Below are 13,863 nucleotides of genomic sequence, written 5' to 3'. Positions count from 1 at the left end.
AGAGAATACTTGGTACCTCCTGTTATTGACGGTAAGTATCTCCCGAACATATCCCTTACCTTTGCACATTTGGCACATCTTCACCACCACCCAAGGTTAGTTTGTCTGCCAATCCGCCAATTAGTTCACGAATACCGCTGGGTAGCACGGCCATTTCCCGCTGTCTCCCGGCATACTGTTCGTAAGCCATGCGGAACTGTCCTCGCAATACCTCCGGTTCCTCGCATGCACACATATCACGCCACCCAAAGCGTCTTACGACCTCTGCTGTAATAGGGGATAGTGAAGCAAGTGCTTCCTCTGGTCGGTAATAACCATACAGTCTCATAGCTCTTGTTACCTCTCCCCAGGCTTCCAATGCGGTTGGTACTACTGGCTGTGTTAGTTGTATTGCTGCTTCCCGAATTTCGGCAACTGCAGGAAAAAACTTGGCAGTGGCCAGCACCTTCACCAATGCCTTTTCAGCTACATGGTAAGGAATATCCGATAAAAGTTTCTCCCATAACACAGCGGTTGGGGCCATATCCCTTTCCTGCATGTTGGGGAAATTGGCTAATGCTAAGCCTACAAGGTTTATTGCCTGTTCAAGATTCATGCCCATTGGCCTCCTTTTTCAGTTCAAGCAATCCAGCAAAGCCACGCGGCATTCGCTTATCGGGGCTTCGGATTGATGTTTTATTACCTTTTTGTTGTTTGCGCTTTTCAAATTCTATATCTGCACGTTCCACACCAACCATGTTGATAACGCCTTCGTCTCTCCAATTGCGGAGTATGGTAATGGCATATTTAACACTGGTTTTGCCATTAAGGCGGGTTCTTTTAACTGCCTCGCATACCACTTCCGCATCCATTCCATCGTCAAGGAAGGATGTTAACTGTTCAGCTTCATTTTGGGAGATAAGCCTACCCATTTCTTGATTGTAGGTGTTTACAATTTGCCGTTGGGCTTCTTCAAGTTGAGCTTCGCGCGCACGCGCGTTATCATCATCATTATCAATATTTATAGGGTTAAGGGAATCAGGAATCAGGTTAAGGGAATCAGCAGGATTAGTTGTGTTCTCCTCCTGTACTTGTACTGTACTTGTACTGTGCAAGTATGGTGCAGGAATAGAACTAGGAGCTTCATTTTTATGAGGGTTCTGGTGCTTGCTAAAATTGATAATTTGAATGTATTTACACCCGTCTACCTCATAACGAAAAATAAAGCCTTTGTTTGCTAGTTGGTTAAGAAGGTTATCAATATCGCAGTTATCATAAGGAAGAACAGATGCCTTTATCTTTTTAGGCCTGTCCTCCATACGTCCTTCCCTGTCAGCAATAGTCCATAACCCTGCAAATAAAATCCTCCCTAGTGGTTCTATCTCTGCCAATTCATCATTTAGAAAGAATCCTGGTTTTATATTCCTAGCCCTAGCCATTCCCTAACCCCCGATCACTAATAACGAACAATCTGTTCCATTATTTCTCTAAATTCAGTCCAGTTGTTAACGCTAAGAGCAATATCTTTTAATTCCTCGATAGTTTTGCCTAATTGATATGCTTCTTTTAACCATTGAATAGATTTGCGATCATCTACGTAATGCAGTCTATTGCGCAGAATCCCGCGTATATAATAAAGTTCGCCCAAATCAGGGTTTTGTTGTTCCCTTAGTTTAATAGCGCAAATCCTACTAATATAATCGAATGCCTTATTTCTTGATTCGGTGGTATATCCACCCTTAGGATCTTGCCTAAGGTATTGAGATGCGGAAACTTCAACAGCATCTAATACTACGTTTATAGGATATTTCTTAATAATCTTTGCTAATGACTTGGCTCCAAATTCCGTGATTGTACAACTAGCTAATTGCTCAAATCTTTCTTTGATGTAATTAACCTTTTCATCCTCAAGCTTCAGTAATTCTTCCCGCCAGTGCATCATCATCTTAAGTTGTTCCCGGCGTTCATTTAGCTCCTCTAGTTGCTTTCGTTGTTTTTCAACCTCGGATTTATCGCTTAGCGCCCTAGCACCTTTGCCGCTATTGCAGGTAAAGCAAGATGTTATAAGGTTTGAAAGGTCGTTAGTTCCACCTTCTTTGACAGGTTTTATATGATCAACCTGCAATAGTACATCTGGTGCGGATGCCCCACAATATTGACACTTAAAAGAATCCCTTTTGAATACCTCAAACCGCACTTTATTTGAAATAGCTTTACGTTTAGCCATCACTACCACCCCCTAAAACAACCTCAAACTCAACATTTCCTCCGCCGCCTTGGGATTCAACCATAATACTTCCTCCCTCGCCCGGCCGCCCTCTGCCAGTGCCTTTGCTGTTCTCCTGCCCCAATGTTTCAGACGGTCGTCGTACAAGGTACAGGCATAGCCACTAAGCAGCACAGATCCTGGGTGCTGATCTAAAGCATCAAGCAACTCTATGTGGTCTTGGTCAGTCATTTCGTGCTTGTAAATCCTCCCGTGCCTAGTCGATATCGGATAGGGGGGGTCGGCATATATCAGTACCCCAGGGTATCTATGCCTTTCAATAACCTCTAACGCTGGACGGTTCTCGATCTGTACCGTTTTTAATCTGTCGGTCACCTTCAAAATCCGCTGTGGGAGTTGATTCCAAATTCTTACCGCATTCTTACCCTGCTTACCTTGGACCTCGTTTTTCCAACCAACCTTATCACTGGTTTTAGAACCGAAAGCTTGCCAGCAGCGAACCAAGAACCGCCTTGCATCCTCTACCATATCCCCGGTCCTTGGGATAATTTCTGTATCTCCGGCCGGCAGTAGTAGGATGTCATACTCTTCCCTTGACCAAGGTGTAAATTCAATGGTCCTAGCCAATTCCTCCGGGTGATCCCTAATAACTTGAAATAGGTTTGTAACATTGCTATCCAAGTCATTTATGGTCTCAACCTTCGATGGGTGCTTGTTGAAAAATATCGCTCCGGATCCGAAGAACGGCTCCAAATAGGTAATATGTTTTGGTAAATGACCCACTATCCAATCTGCCAGTGACCACTTTGCTCCGGGATACTTTAACACTGGTGCTATCCTCACTAGATCACCTCGCTTAAAACAAAAAATGGGCACACAATGCCTTATGGCATCACGTACCCACCCGTGTCGGTGCTGGCTACTTGCCTTTCGGTTTTTTCGCCATTGGGCTAAATTGAGACTTTTTCTTACTCAATTTAATACCTCCTTATTTAGTTGGTTATTGATATGATTGACATGCGAACTAATCGTCAATCTCCTGATTGTGACACCATTCGCAACCACTACCACCTTCGTCGCAATAAGCTACAAAAGAATCAACTTTTATTTGCTCGTAGTTAAAAGGACAATCGTACCAAGACTGTTCCTCTGTTTTGCCGTTTAACTGCATTAACTTTTCGATTAGACGCATATCGCTTCTCCTTCCAAGATTGTAAACTAATCCCCGTCCTCTGCCTCGATCACATAACAGCAGCATCCGCACTCTTTACAAACCAGTAGACCGTCCTGATGCCACATATCCCTTGACTTGATATTCGACGATCCGCATTTAGGGCAATAATTAGTTTCTTGGGGATAACCCATTTGCTGCCATCATCTAACCCCCGATCTGATGCCCCCAAATTGGTGGGGGTTTCGTTTATGGTTAGTGCAATCCTCCCAATACCCGCACCCTTCACACTCATTCTCTCTCCTTGGATAATTCATACACACTCCTGGCGGAGGAATGAACGATGGCCGTTCCTTTCTGCTGGGCATATCTATGGCGCATAATGGGTGACTATACATTAGGACCACCACCTTTAGTAACAACTAAAGAAATCACCTGGGTTCTCCTTAGCCTCCCGCTTAATCCGCTCAATTTCCTCCGGGCTGGTATCGGGGGTAACGCAGTAATGGCCAATTCCCTCAATGTCAATTTGGATACGCGCACAAACTTGACAGTTATAAGGTGCAGATCCATTTTGGACATACTCACAGCAACCACAATCTTGATTATCGTTGCAATCCTCGCATCCTTCCTGGTCAACTACTTCACAAATTTCACCGCAGTAGTAAAGTCCAGATTTTTTGATATAACAGTCATCGAAGTTGTCGTAACAATCTGCATCCTCGTTCATAAGGTGCAAGCATATGCCGCGCTCTTTGAGTTGGCATCGGCAGCCATCTTTGGTTTTCTCGTAGTCATAGAAGCCTTCAATGAATTTATCTAATTCCGTATTGTCCGCGCCAGCCTTGTGGAGTTTAGTGGAAATATCGGATAGTTGGCTTATTATTGATCTCATGGCATCACCTCCGGAAACTCCTCCCATGTCCGGCCATCTAGTATGCGGCCGGCTTTCTTTTTGCCGACACGGATAAAATAATCGCTATCATCATACTCTTTTTCTACATCAATAAAAGGTTGAGATTCTTCAAGGCTTGTGTGTATCCAGTCTCCCCACTGCTTAAAAAAGAAAGGCATTCCGGCCCCCTGACACTGATCACGCAGGCTGCGCACCCAATCCGGGTGCATGGGTCTTGCTCCAGGACCTGTCTCACCGCCACAAATAACCCAGTCCAGGCTTTCAAATTCATCATTACGGTTAATCCGTTGATTTCCTTTGTCGTTGTAACCAGTTTCCCAGCTCGTTAATGAGTTAAGTTTAAAGTCTAAACCGTAACGGTTGGATCCTAATGAGAGGCTGGTTAAATCCACTGGCCCTAGCATTGGCTCCACACTAACAAATCTCACTGCCGCCGGTATTTCCAACAGGATAGGAATACGCTTATCGGCCTGCTCTTGGTTTTCTGCAGTTACCCCTAACCAAAGACCAGGAAAACCATCTTCAAGCCATTTATAAAATCCAAATATTGCATTCATAGGGAAAGGAGATCCAATACCAGAAGCCAATTGTGTTGCAAAATTATGGGCCTTATTTTCCCATTCTTTATCAGAGCTTTTTGAGTAAAGACGATTAAAAAACTCCTTCATCCGTTCAGGTCTCTTTGTGAGTATCATAAAGGTGTGTTTTGGTTTATATATCCCAGTGTGATGTCCTGGTGATACTTCTTTCATTTTCCCAGTATGTTCGTAAGTAAGTCCCATTGCCACTAATGAAGCTAATATCCATTCATCTTTTACATCTGGGTGAAACAAGTCACCCATTGAACAAACAAATACTCGTTTTGGCTTTCGCCATCTTAAGGGTTCTACAAATTTGTCTGGGTGAACAGTAACCTTAAAAGGTTCATCTGCCGGATATCCGCACCTGCCAACCAGACGCTTTGACATCCGCTCTGCATAGCAGTTAGCACAACCGGGGGAGATTTTACTGCAGCCTGTGATTGGGTTCCATACTGCCTCGGCCCACTCTATTTTTGTGTTAGCCATTACAACAACCTCCCGTCCCACTCCCACAACCTCTGTTTACCAACAGCAGGTACCGGCTTGTCCAGTTGCTTTACATCCTCCAGAATCCAGGCGTATCTGCCAGGAGCATAAAACCCAACTACGAACTCGTTACCGCTTATTTCAACCCCATTTTTTAATCGGGCAACTCTTCGCAGAAGGCTCGCCGACTCTATTTCTACACAATCAACTAGATTACAGGTTGCTATTACAGCACCAACAGGCAAATCCTTTATCATTACCATGCCATGTTCGTTTAGGGGAATAACAAATTCACGCTTAACACATACGTTAGTATCAACTTTTTTGGCCGCATGTATCGCCAAAGGCCCTCGGTGCTTAGTAGCCCATGACCTAGTCTCTATCTTCTTGGCTCCGATCGCCACAAGGCTTGCCCATGGCTGCCACAGGGTTATAGTTTTCATTGGCTGTCACCGTCCATGGCGGCCAGGGCATTGTCCAACTCCGCAAAGTAATGTTCTAAACCATCCGCGCGGGTTAGCACTAATTTTGCAGCCTCCGCCACTGCCTCAAGTTTCCTTAACCGTTCCAGCAAATCTTTCCCGGCGTCAGTGGAGAGAGCTCCCTTTGCGACTTCCCAAATGCACTTCTTGCAGTACCTAATTGAGCCGCTGGTGGTCATAGCCCCGCACTTTTGGCATCGTCCCATATCAGAGGTGCCTATTGCGCCTGGTAGATATGCCATAGCCTCTCTAAGAGCAACCCGAAGGTATACCGCCTCTGCACGCAATGTCCGATAATCCTGCCTCTTGGATTCAAGATTAGCCTCCGTCTTGTTAAGCTCGTCCACGGTATGGGCATTGAGGGCGGTTAGGCGGTCAACTTCGGCCTGTAGTTCTTTCCGCCCCTCTTCTTTGGCTTCTTCCAGCAGCTCCATTAACCATGTGGAGGATATCCTTACCGGCCTATCACTGGCTAATGTGCCAAGGTTATTTTCCTCACTGGGATGATAGGTGTAATAATCGTTCGTGTCGTTAGCGACGTATAGTGCATGGTTAAGGAGACGGTTTTTGTGTTCGAGTTCCCTGTACTGTTCTGATAGCATCCGAAGTTTTCTCTCTGCCTCATCGTCATCCCAGTTCCGACCGTGCTGGAGGTCTAACAGAGTTTGGTATTTGGCTTCCAACTCCTGCACACGCTTGATATAGTAAGGTATAACCTCCAATGCAAATCCTGACAGTTCAAGCGTTGCTTTAGGTACTGGCTGAGCACATAATTTATGGTACTTATCTAGGTCAGCTTTCAAATCCCGCTCCCTCATGCCGCCACCAACATTTTCTGCAGCTTATGCCACTGCACGATAAGTTTGTCCAACTTGCGATTCTGCCTTAGCACCCGAGGATGCGTCCGTCCATACTGTTCAGCTAGATCCTCTAGCCGCTCCTTATTTATCGCAATCAAAAGGTTTAACTCATGCATCAAATTCACTCTCCTTACGCTACCCTGGCAGGGATTCGAATTATCTGCCATGTTGCCTTACATTTAGGGCAAGTGTAATTTACAAAGATACCGTCACGGCCGATCTCTTCGCCCGGAACTTTACAAAATAAGCACTTGGTTACCGATTCTAATTCGCTCATATAATCAATTTTTTTATCAGACATCTTGATCACTCCCGTCTCCCCAAAAAACTATTTTTATTTTCTTTTATGCAATTTTATATGTTCAGTCATAGTCATAACTTGAAGATTCTCCGGCCTATTGTCCGCTTTATTGCCGTTTATATGATGAACAACTTCATCATCAAGTAAATATCTGCCTAATATTTTTTCGGCCACCAGCCTATGCTCAGACACATATGTGCCTAATATCGCCCTTGGATGGTCTGGCTTGTGCACATAAATATAACCATTCCTAATTACCACTCTTTTTTGCTTGCCTCTCTTAACGCCAGTCCTTGCACTGTTATAACAGTCTCTACTGCAATATTTAGCGGCCTTTCCGACGCTCTTGGTTCTAAGTACAACATTTTTACATACAGGGCATTCAAAAAGGTAATAACCACCACGTTTCGAAAGGATTGTTTCTTTGTCAGAAGAGTTAGGTTTTGTACTTTTACTCATATCCTTATCCTCCACCCATAGGAATATAATGGAAAATTTTATTGGCATAAAAAACAGTCCTTTTGACTGACGGAACTCGGAACTCCACCGGGCTATAGATTTGGTATAATTTATCCCCGGCGGTTGTGGCCGCCGAGGGTGGTTATGCATTACGTACATATTAATGCTTTGGAGGTAACGGAATTTCTGGAACGTCTTGTAATTCCGAGTTATCTGAGAACATACTGCCTTGCTCTGTATCGGGCGGAGGTGCAATTGACCTTTCAATAACTCGCTCTGTACCGACAATTAGCTCATCAAGTTTTTTATACAGCAGATCCCACTGTTGTTCGTTTAATTCACTCAAAGATTTAACGCTGTACGCATGATAAACAATCGCCTTGGCTTTTTCCTGTGCAAACTCACTATCAACACCAGTCTTATCGGCCAGATTATTAACAGCAGCAAAGAAAGCTTTCCGAGCCTTATCGGGGTCTACTAACGATGTATTGTTTTTACCTTGTTGCTTTGTTTGTTGTGGCTTTTGCTGAACTGTTGATTGTTGGTCTGGTACAGGTGGTGGCGCAGGTACATCTACCCCGCTTTCTAGCCATTCTAAGAACTGTTTGCCTAATGATGGATTTAACTGAAATACTCTACCGTCAACAATAGAAGTACGATCCTTACTGGAGGTGCATTGGTGGTCTTGGTCTACGTCTACGAAAGTGGTAAATTCGTATTCCATACCATCCCTTTGGATTGGTTTCATGCCAATCTTGCGAATTACAGTTCTACCAGTGGATGGGTCTTTCTCCTGAACGTGTTCCATCTTAGCCCTAAGAGTGGTTATGATATGGCACTTGCTGGAGAGGATAGCTTCGACCAGACGGTTATGCATCGGGGTAATGTCTCTCCACGCCGTCCAGGAGTTCACGCCGGGTTTGTTACTTTTTTCGATTTGGCCTTTCTTATCTAGGAGGCCACCCTCGCCGTCCCATGCATGTGTTAGGGAGTCTATAATAATTACCTTAATATCAGCTTGTTCGCACTCTTTAATGGCTGCTACATATTTATCCGGGGAATAAGGGGCGGTCAGTGAAATTATGTTATATTCGCCTATTTCAATGCCGCCTTTATTGCAGTTGGCATACAGATCACCACTGAAGTTCTCGCTATCAATCAAACAAATGTCTTCCCAGTTACCAGTAATGCCATAAGCCATCAAGAGCGATCCCAGTGTTTTACCAGCACCAGAAGGTCCGCTTATCCCAAGGCGAAGTTTGGCCTTTCGCCGTTGGGCTTTGCGCATCATTCCTGCCATTACACATCAACCTCCACTGTGAATTTTGGCTCCCGATTAATAACCGTAATACCAGGAATAACCTCACCTGTAGCAGGGTCAATGGCTTTATCATCGTTGATTTTAAGCTGTTTCTTTAATCCCGACCAATCCAGCTTAGGTTCCTGTGGGATAAGCACATCTGGCTTATTATCCTTTGCCCAATCTTTTATAGCTGTCTCATTACGTTGAAGCTCTAGTTGCTGCTTAGTTAATTTCAACCTGCCATAAGGCGTCTTGATAGTCTTTACCTTGGGGTCATTCTGGAATAAACCTCTGTGATAAGCCTCCAGTATCCCTATAAAAAATTGCCTAGAAGAGTCAATATCGCGAATTTCCGCTTCCATCCACCCTTGGATGCGACTTAGTTCTGCTTGAGCAACTTTTTTAATGTCATCTTCCTTTGCAGATAGAGCGCGCAGTTTTCGCATGGCCCATGTTGCTTGTTCAAGGTTAGTAATGCGAAACTTTTGTTCCTGATCTTGCTCTAAGACTCCAGCAGCATCCTGCAGTATATTTTCAGTTTCATTAGCTAACAATGCGTTCATATTTGAACCTCCGTTATTTTCATCTACTCCCCAGGCTTTCCCCGGCTAAGGGGTGTATTGCCTTAACCGGGGTCCTGGAGGTTCCACCCTGCAGCCGTCCGTGTGACTGCAAGCTTTCCTTAGATGTGACAATCTACAATAGTGATAGTCAGTTCAGGATCAGCGTTATTAATAAAGTTTTCCATGTAGCTGTTGGACCATTTTTGTTCATCATCCGGTGTTGTAGAGTGAATACCGAACCATCCCATTTCACCTTTCTCGTGCCACTTTCCATCAGGAGTTAAAACCGCGAAAGTACCGAACTCAGCTTGTCGTTGAACATATGATTCTTCGGTATCGTCTTTCTGCACACCATAAATTAAGTATTTTAGAGCATCGTTTTTCTCGTGAGCTTCCTGCCAGTTTTTACGCGCTCTATCTATATCCTCTTTCTTCATGCAATCCCAATCAATATCCTTAAGCTTGGCGCTATCTACCCTTTTGCCATCTTTAGTTAGCAGTCCGCCTGACCATCTGCCGCCTTCCTGCCACCAATCCCATTTCTTGTTTGGGTTTTCCCAGTATCCATACCGACCTGTTTCTTTGTCCGGTTCTTGCTCATGATATTTTTTCATGAAATCTTCAAAGGAAGGGTAGATTTCCTTATGAGGTAGCTTAATCACTTCAGCGCCCTCGGGTAGAGTAAAAACCGTACTGGGGAAAGGCGATTTATCATCTGGCTTCGGCTGCCAGAACCGATTGTCATATTTGCCGAAAGTAGTACCATCAGCCAAACGAACCTGATCCATATGTTCTTCTTCATACTCTTTTTGATGTTCCAAGGTGGTATCATTAAATGCAAGGAATTCCTTGGGACAATCATCCATGTTGTTTTCTTGGTAAGGGGATAACAATTCTTCTACTGTTTTGCCCCCCTCTTTAGTAAAAACCGCAACGGTAAAATGACTCATTTGGTATCCTCCTAAAAATAAACTTAAGCTACTTCCACACTTATCTGCCCGGTTAACTGGTCCATGCGAAGAATTACTTCCTTATTCTCACATTGAGTATCGTCTACGTGGCGGCAGTTTCCACTACAACGAGGGCACCTAAATACCTCTTGATCGTAGAACTCAAAAAAGTGTTGCTTGCACTTTGGGCAAGTTACCCTTCGTCTGTCTACGCTCACCGTTTGTTTCGTCACGACTCTTGCCTCCTTTGCCCGAATCCTTCAAATTCTGCGGATTAAAATAAGTTTCATTGCCTTTCTCCGTAGTAACTGGCACCATGATGCGGCCTATGTCATTTGTAAAAGGTGGACCTGCGATTATGTAGGTGCCGAGGAATTCGTGTTCCACCTTAGTACCATTAGGCCATGCCATTGACTTGTCCACCCTTCAGGTGTTAATATTTAAGTTAGAGAATGTTGTATGCAGCCTGTCGCTCTGCCACGAGCGTGGGCTGTTTTTCTTTTGTATTGATCCTAGCTACACAATCTACATAAAATTTGTAAGTCACGATCGACTTCCAAAGTGCCGATATTTTATCCATCGTGATAACTAGGTCCGGCACCTCATCCGGGGTAATTCGGTTATCCTCCGCTATTTCGACCAACCTTTCTAAATCTCCCTGAACCTCTTTTATCCATCTCAGAAGCCCAATCGTTGATCCGCTAAGATCTTTTTCTTCCGGTTTAACCGCAATCTGTTTCCCTACTGGGCACAATTCAGAACAATACTCATAAAGTAACTTTTGGCGGTTGTAAGTATCTGCCATGACACTAATTTCTTCTGGGGATGGAACCTTCTCTCCGGTTTCTATTTTAGCCAGTGTACGTTCTCCAATCGGTAAAAATTCACTAGCATCTGCCCTGCTTTTAAACCCTGCACCTATCCTTGCTAGCATGTACACGTTTTTGCATTGCTGGGGCAGGCGATCTGCAAGTATAGACATTTATTTTCACCTCACCTTGTGGTGTAATTAACTTAACCCCAATCCTTCCCCCACCCGGTTGGTCACCGGTACTGGCCGGGTACGCCTCTTCCTCGCTTTCTTCAACCTTTCGGCGAATTCAATAAACTTATCTACCTGCCCATCACTAAGCCATAATGATGTCATAATATCGGCTGCTTTTGTTTTGTTTTTGTAGCTATTTTCATGAACTACGACTAAAATACCCAGGCTTTCGTATTCAGGTCCTAAACCATGCCTTGCTTGATCTTCAGCGCTGTAGTGACCATAGTGGTAACAAAACTTTGCTGGGCCTATTTGGGCATCAATATCTAATAACGACACCTTTCCACCCTCCTACTTCGTCAATTCGCACATTATCCAAAAGCTCAGGATAAATACAACCAGTCCACCCACCGCCCAAGCCAACGCCTCCTGCAATGCTAGGAGTGGTTTGCACTTCGCCGTGTTCCACTGGCGGCTGCCACCTAAGCGGATGGCTTCATCGTTGATCTTTGTTTGCATGGCTCACCTCCCTGCTTGGTCTTTTTCCGCGGATCATTGACCAGTATTCATTGCAGATACCGTTGTATTCATCCTCGGGCATGGTGCCTGCAAGAATTAGTGTTAGAGCAAGGAGGTAAGCGCTTGCCTCGGCGCGTTGCTCATCACCAAAACGAGATTCCTTTGCTTCTGCCCAACCAGTGGCAGAACGCATGATAAACCTGTCCAGTGACTCAAACTTGTACGCCTCGAAGGTTACATCCTTATCCGGCAAGCTGTAGCTAGGTGTGATCTTTTCCATGGGGTGCCTCCTTTCTAGCCCAAGTACCTTCTTAACCCCAATCTTTCCGCAAGGCCCTTAAGAGCCCTAAGCCCTTCGCTAACAACTTCATGGCTTTTATGATCACGCGCTGCATGATAATGCTCTACTGCTTTTTTGTATTCGTCGATAGCACCAACAATGATTTTGATTTCCCGCTTTGTCATTTAGTAGTGCCTCCTTTCTAGCCGACTTTTTGCTCCCTCTCCCGTTTGCGAGCTTTTATCCAGCTAATAAGATCTTGTTTTTCTACCCTTCTTGACTGCCCTATTTCAAAGTTTGGAATGCCGCCAGCTTCCGGCTTAATGTCAAACAGCTCATACACCCGGCGACGGGAGATTATAAGGAAGTCCGCTATATGTTGGGCTGTCAAAACATCCGGCAGCGTTTCTACGGTGTATTGTTTTTTCATCTCCTTCACCTGCCTTTCTGTGGGGTTAGCCGGTGCCGGTTGGTACTTTTATGACTTCTCCGTTACGTCCTCGTAACGGATCGGCTAAAAAAAATAAGTCCTCAAACTTCATACATGGCAATGCCTTTAATGTACCAGCAACAAACTCTTTGCCTGGATCATTGTGGCGTGGATCATTATCAGGAAGCCTGGCCCTCCATAGCTGAGTTGTAGAAATTCCCATTGCCGCTGCAAGTTCCAAATCGTTTTTATATTTAGATTTAGCAACTTTGTTAAACTCCGTCACCTTTAATTTGATTACAGCCATCACTCCTGCCCTCCTTACGTCCTCGTAATCATATAATAGCACGTTCGTTACGTCGGCGCAATAGATTTTTAAGAAAAATTTACGGCCTCGTAATAATTACGTCAACGTAATTTATTGTTTATAATGGGACTAGGTGATAAATAATGGCAAACCAAATTGGACAGTTGCTAACAGAATTACGTGAAAAAGCTGGCTTTGATAGCATGGGTCAACTTTACAAAGTTTCAGGTGTAAGTGTTGCAACTCTTTCTAGAATAGAAAATAATATTCAAAAACCAAATCCAGAAACACTAAAAAAACTCGCCCCTCATCTCAGGGTTTCACTGGAAACCTTAATGGCGGCTGCTGGTTATTTAATAGAAGGTGAAGCCGACGAAATAGATCTATTGGATGTGTTAGAAGGAAAAAACAAGTTACTAGTGGCTGGTCAACCAATCTCCCAAAGCCAACGCCTAAACCTCTTTCAAGTTCTGGACAATCCTTCTGCTCTGAAATCACAAGCCATCCCTCTAATTGGAGAAGTGAGAATGGGCATACCAATTCTAGCCCAAGGGTGGGACAGAAAGCTAGAAATTCCCTCTGACATCCGGGCGGACTTCGCCCTGGAGACCCATGGAGACTCCATGCTAGGTGTTGGACTGCTTGATGGTGATTATGCCATCTGTAGAGAGGCACAGACTGCCCACTCTGGGAACATCGTGGTTGGACTCCAAAGAACTTCCTCTGAAACCAGCGATGCTACATTGAAGTTCTACTTCAAAGAAAAAGATAGACGGGTTCTAAGGGCTGCTAATCCAAACTATGAAGATATTGTCATGGACGAAGATTGGTACATAGGAGGCGTCCTAGTAGGCATCCTTCGTAAAGGCTCTCCTGCTTACCGGGTATACAATAGTTACCTGGCGGCAAGGGATATCAATGAGGAAAAGTGGGACCCAGTATTTGAGAGGGCTAGCCAATTGGGGATTAAGCCAGAGCAGGTAATGAGTATGATTGAGACAATGCATCAGATAATGAAGGGCAACTAATTGGAATTTGACATCAAGGGATGACCGTAATGGTGT

Annotated in this window: 25 protein-coding genes; 1 reads left to right on the top strand and 24 read right to left on the bottom strand. The window is 44.4% G+C overall.

The features are described from left to right. Positions 1–55: 55 nt before the first annotated feature. The 24 genes from V6C11_RS04025 to V6C11_RS03910 all read right to left on the bottom strand — a co-directional run bounded on the left by V6C11_RS04025 (position 56) and on the right by V6C11_RS03910 (position 12,799). A complete protein-coding gene (locus V6C11_RS04025; protein WP_333529798.1) occupies positions 56–595 on the bottom strand; it encodes a replicative helicase loader/inhibitor in 540 nt (179 codons plus the stop codon). Beyond that, positions 585–1,418, bottom strand: a complete 834-nt coding sequence (locus V6C11_RS04020; RefSeq protein ID WP_333529797.1) for a DnaD domain-containing protein — start codon at positions 1,416–1,418, stop codon at positions 585–587. Before V6C11_RS04020 ends, V6C11_RS04025 begins: the two co-directional genes overlap by 11 nt. Positions 1,419–1,435: 17 nt before the next feature. After that, on the bottom strand, positions 1,436–2,206 hold the full coding sequence (locus tag V6C11_RS04015) for an HNH endonuclease (protein WP_333529796.1): 771 nt from the start codon (positions 2,204–2,206) through the stop codon (positions 1,436–1,438). 12 nt (positions 2,207–2,218) lie between these two features. Next, a complete protein-coding gene (locus tag V6C11_RS04010) occupies positions 2,219–3,049 on the bottom strand; it encodes a DNA adenine methylase (protein WP_333529795.1) in 831 nt (276 codons plus the stop codon). A 181-nt stretch (positions 3,050–3,230) separates the two neighbouring features. After that, a complete protein-coding gene (locus V6C11_RS04005; RefSeq protein WP_333529794.1) occupies positions 3,231–3,398 on the bottom strand; it encodes a hypothetical protein in 168 nt (55 codons plus the stop codon). Positions 3,399–3,447: 49 nt separating this feature from the next. Next, positions 3,448–3,672, bottom strand: a complete 225-nt coding sequence (locus tag V6C11_RS04000) for a hypothetical protein (protein WP_333529793.1) — start codon at positions 3,670–3,672, stop codon at positions 3,448–3,450. 117 nt (positions 3,673–3,789) lie between these two features. After that, entirely contained in the window at positions 3,790–4,272 is a 483-nt protein-coding gene (locus V6C11_RS03995) for a hypothetical protein (protein ID WP_333529792.1), read from the bottom strand. Then, positions 4,269–5,360 carry a DUF5131 family protein gene (locus V6C11_RS03990; RefSeq protein ID WP_333529791.1) on the bottom strand — a complete coding sequence of 364 codons (1,092 nt, stop codon included), beginning with the start codon at positions 5,358–5,360 and terminating at the stop codon, positions 4,269–4,271. Before V6C11_RS03990 ends, V6C11_RS03995 begins: the two co-directional genes overlap by 4 nt. Continuing rightward, positions 5,360–5,803 carry an ASCH domain-containing protein gene (locus tag V6C11_RS03985; protein ID WP_333529790.1) on the bottom strand — a complete coding sequence of 148 codons (444 nt, stop codon included), beginning with the start codon at positions 5,801–5,803 and terminating at the stop codon, positions 5,360–5,362. The genes V6C11_RS03990 and V6C11_RS03985 overlap by 1 nt, the downstream gene beginning before the upstream one ends. Continuing rightward, positions 5,800–6,645 (bottom strand): hypothetical protein, encoded by an 846-nt coding sequence (locus V6C11_RS03980; RefSeq protein ID WP_333529789.1) that lies wholly within the window; start codon positions 6,643–6,645, stop codon positions 5,800–5,802. Before V6C11_RS03980 ends, V6C11_RS03985 begins: the two co-directional genes overlap by 4 nt. Positions 6,646–6,656: 11 nt before the next feature. Further along, the gene (locus tag V6C11_RS03975) at positions 6,657–6,818 is read right to left on the bottom strand and encodes an aspartyl-phosphate phosphatase Spo0E family protein (protein ID WP_333529788.1); all 162 of its coding nucleotides are present in this window, start codon (positions 6,816–6,818) and stop codon (positions 6,657–6,659) included. A gap of 14 nt (positions 6,819–6,832) precedes the next feature. After that, positions 6,833–7,003, bottom strand: coding sequence for a hypothetical protein (locus V6C11_RS03970; protein WP_333529787.1), 171 nt, complete (start codon positions 7,001–7,003; stop codon positions 6,833–6,835). A gap of 33 nt (positions 7,004–7,036) precedes the next feature. Then, positions 7,037–7,462 (bottom strand): HNH endonuclease signature motif containing protein, encoded by a 426-nt coding sequence (locus tag V6C11_RS03965; RefSeq protein WP_333529786.1) that lies wholly within the window; start codon positions 7,460–7,462, stop codon positions 7,037–7,039. Positions 7,463–7,622: 160 nt separating this feature from the next. Beyond that, positions 7,623–8,762, bottom strand: coding sequence for an AAA family ATPase (locus tag V6C11_RS03960; RefSeq protein WP_333529785.1), 1,140 nt, complete (start codon positions 8,760–8,762; stop codon positions 7,623–7,625). Continuing rightward, entirely contained in the window at positions 8,762–9,328 is a 567-nt protein-coding gene (locus tag V6C11_RS03955) for a host-nuclease inhibitor Gam family protein (RefSeq protein ID WP_333529784.1), read from the bottom strand. The genes V6C11_RS03960 and V6C11_RS03955 overlap by 1 nt, the downstream gene beginning before the upstream one ends. A gap of 119 nt (positions 9,329–9,447) precedes the next feature. Continuing rightward, positions 9,448–10,278, bottom strand: a complete 831-nt coding sequence (locus tag V6C11_RS03950) for a hypothetical protein (protein ID WP_333529783.1) — start codon at positions 10,276–10,278, stop codon at positions 9,448–9,450. A 162-nt stretch (positions 10,279–10,440) separates the two neighbouring features. Further along, positions 10,441–10,689, bottom strand: a complete 249-nt coding sequence (locus tag V6C11_RS03945) for a hypothetical protein (protein WP_333529782.1) — start codon at positions 10,687–10,689, stop codon at positions 10,441–10,443. A 34-nt stretch (positions 10,690–10,723) separates the two neighbouring features. Next, the gene (locus V6C11_RS03940) at positions 10,724–11,260 is read right to left on the bottom strand and encodes a hypothetical protein (RefSeq protein WP_333529781.1); all 537 of its coding nucleotides are present in this window, start codon (positions 11,258–11,260) and stop codon (positions 10,724–10,726) included. A gap of 27 nt (positions 11,261–11,287) precedes the next feature. After that, positions 11,288–11,602, bottom strand: a complete 315-nt coding sequence (locus tag V6C11_RS03935; protein ID WP_333529780.1) for a hypothetical protein — start codon at positions 11,600–11,602, stop codon at positions 11,288–11,290. Between the two features lie 12 nt (positions 11,603–11,614). Continuing rightward, positions 11,615–11,782 (bottom strand): hypothetical protein, encoded by a 168-nt coding sequence (locus V6C11_RS03930; RefSeq protein ID WP_333529779.1) that lies wholly within the window; start codon positions 11,780–11,782, stop codon positions 11,615–11,617. After that, complete coding sequence (locus V6C11_RS03925) at positions 11,760–12,062, bottom strand: hypothetical protein (RefSeq protein ID WP_333529778.1); 303 nt, start codon at positions 12,060–12,062, stop codon at positions 11,760–11,762. Before V6C11_RS03925 ends, V6C11_RS03930 begins: the two co-directional genes overlap by 23 nt. Before the next feature lie 14 nt (positions 12,063–12,076). Continuing rightward, entirely contained in the window at positions 12,077–12,247 is a 171-nt protein-coding gene (locus V6C11_RS03920; protein ID WP_333529777.1) for a hypothetical protein, read from the bottom strand. A 17-nt stretch (positions 12,248–12,264) separates the two neighbouring features. Then, on the bottom strand, positions 12,265–12,492 hold the full coding sequence (locus V6C11_RS03915) for a helix-turn-helix domain-containing protein (RefSeq protein ID WP_333529776.1): 228 nt from the start codon (positions 12,490–12,492) through the stop codon (positions 12,265–12,267). Positions 12,493–12,517: 25 nt separating this feature from the next. Then, positions 12,518–12,799: a hypothetical protein gene (locus V6C11_RS03910; protein WP_333529775.1), complete on the bottom strand. Its 282-nt coding sequence runs from the start codon at positions 12,797–12,799 to the stop codon at positions 12,518–12,520. 143 nt (positions 12,800–12,942) lie between these two features. Here V6C11_RS03910 and V6C11_RS03905 point away from each other — a divergent pair, with 143 nt between their 5' ends. Next, complete coding sequence (locus V6C11_RS03905; RefSeq protein ID WP_333529774.1) at positions 12,943–13,827, top strand: helix-turn-helix domain-containing protein; 885 nt, start codon at positions 12,943–12,945, stop codon at positions 13,825–13,827. The last annotated feature ends 36 nt before the right edge of the window (positions 13,828–13,863 follow it).

The sequence above is a fragment of the Desulfotomaculum sp. 1211_IL3151 genome, from assembly GCF_036763075.1.
GTDB lineage: Bacteria > Bacillota > Desulfotomaculia > Desulfotomaculales > Desulfotomaculaceae > Desulfotomaculum.
This window is presented reverse-complemented; position numbering and strand designations above follow the sequence as displayed.

Excerpts from the sequence above, each read along its gene's own strand:
- V6C11_RS03955 (WP_333529784.1), bottom strand. The coding sequence starts at position 9,328 with ATGAACGCATTGTTAGCTAATGAAACTGAAAATATACTGCAGGATGCT.
- V6C11_RS03975 (WP_333529788.1), bottom strand. The coding sequence starts at position 6,818 with ATGCATGAGTTAAACCTTTTGATTGCGATAAATAAGGAGCGGCTAGAG.
- V6C11_RS03970 (WP_333529787.1), bottom strand. The coding sequence starts at position 7,003 with ATGTCTGATAAAAAAATTGATTATATGAGCGAATTAGAATCGGTAACC.
- V6C11_RS04015 (WP_333529796.1), bottom strand. The coding sequence starts at position 2,206 with ATGGCTAAACGTAAAGCTATTTCAAATAAAGTGCGGTTTGAGGTATTC.
- V6C11_RS04000 (WP_333529793.1), bottom strand. The coding sequence starts at position 3,672 with ATGAGTGTGAAGGGTGCGGGTATTGGGAGGATTGCACTAACCATAAAC.
- V6C11_RS03990 (WP_333529791.1), bottom strand. The coding sequence starts at position 5,360 with ATGGCTAACACAAAAATAGAGTGGGCCGAGGCAGTATGGAACCCAATC.
- V6C11_RS03985 (WP_333529790.1), bottom strand. The coding sequence starts at position 5,803 with ATGAAAACTATAACCCTGTGGCAGCCATGGGCAAGCCTTGTGGCGATC.
- V6C11_RS04005 (WP_333529794.1), bottom strand. The coding sequence starts at position 3,398 with ATGCGTCTAATCGAAAAGTTAATGCAGTTAAACGGCAAAACAGAGGAA.
- V6C11_RS03960 (WP_333529785.1), bottom strand. The coding sequence starts at position 8,762 with ATGGCAGGAATGATGCGCAAAGCCCAACGGCGAAAGGCCAAACTTCGC.
- V6C11_RS04020 (WP_333529797.1), bottom strand. The coding sequence starts at position 1,418 with ATGGCTAGGGCTAGGAATATAAAACCAGGATTCTTTCTAAATGATGAA.
- V6C11_RS04025 (WP_333529798.1), bottom strand. The coding sequence starts at position 595 with ATGAATCTTGAACAGGCAATAAACCTTGTAGGCTTAGCATTAGCCAAT.
- V6C11_RS03940 (WP_333529781.1), bottom strand. The coding sequence starts at position 11,260 with ATGTCTATACTTGCAGATCGCCTGCCCCAGCAATGCAAAAACGTGTAC.
- V6C11_RS03915 (WP_333529776.1), bottom strand. The coding sequence starts at position 12,492 with ATGAAAAAACAATACACCGTAGAAACGCTGCCGGATGTTTTGACAGCC.
- V6C11_RS03920 (WP_333529777.1), bottom strand. The coding sequence starts at position 12,247 with ATGACAAAGCGGGAAATCAAAATCATTGTTGGTGCTATCGACGAATAC.
- V6C11_RS03945 (WP_333529782.1), bottom strand. The coding sequence starts at position 10,689 with ATGGCATGGCCTAATGGTACTAAGGTGGAACACGAATTCCTCGGCACC.
- V6C11_RS03950 (WP_333529783.1), bottom strand. The coding sequence starts at position 10,278 with ATGAGTCATTTTACCGTTGCGGTTTTTACTAAAGAGGGGGGCAAAACA.
- V6C11_RS03925 (WP_333529778.1), bottom strand. The coding sequence starts at position 12,062 with ATGGAAAAGATCACACCTAGCTACAGCTTGCCGGATAAGGATGTAACC.
- V6C11_RS03905 (WP_333529774.1), top strand. The coding sequence starts at position 12,943 with ATGGCAAACCAAATTGGACAGTTGCTAACAGAATTACGTGAAAAAGCT.
- V6C11_RS03910 (WP_333529775.1), bottom strand. The coding sequence starts at position 12,799 with ATGGCTGTAATCAAATTAAAGGTGACGGAGTTTAACAAAGTTGCTAAA.
- V6C11_RS03930 (WP_333529779.1), bottom strand. The coding sequence starts at position 11,782 with ATGCAAACAAAGATCAACGATGAAGCCATCCGCTTAGGTGGCAGCCGC.
- V6C11_RS03995 (WP_333529792.1), bottom strand. The coding sequence starts at position 4,272 with ATGAGATCAATAATAAGCCAACTATCCGATATTTCCACTAAACTCCAC.
- V6C11_RS03965 (WP_333529786.1), bottom strand. The coding sequence starts at position 7,462 with ATGAGTAAAAGTACAAAACCTAACTCTTCTGACAAAGAAACAATCCTT.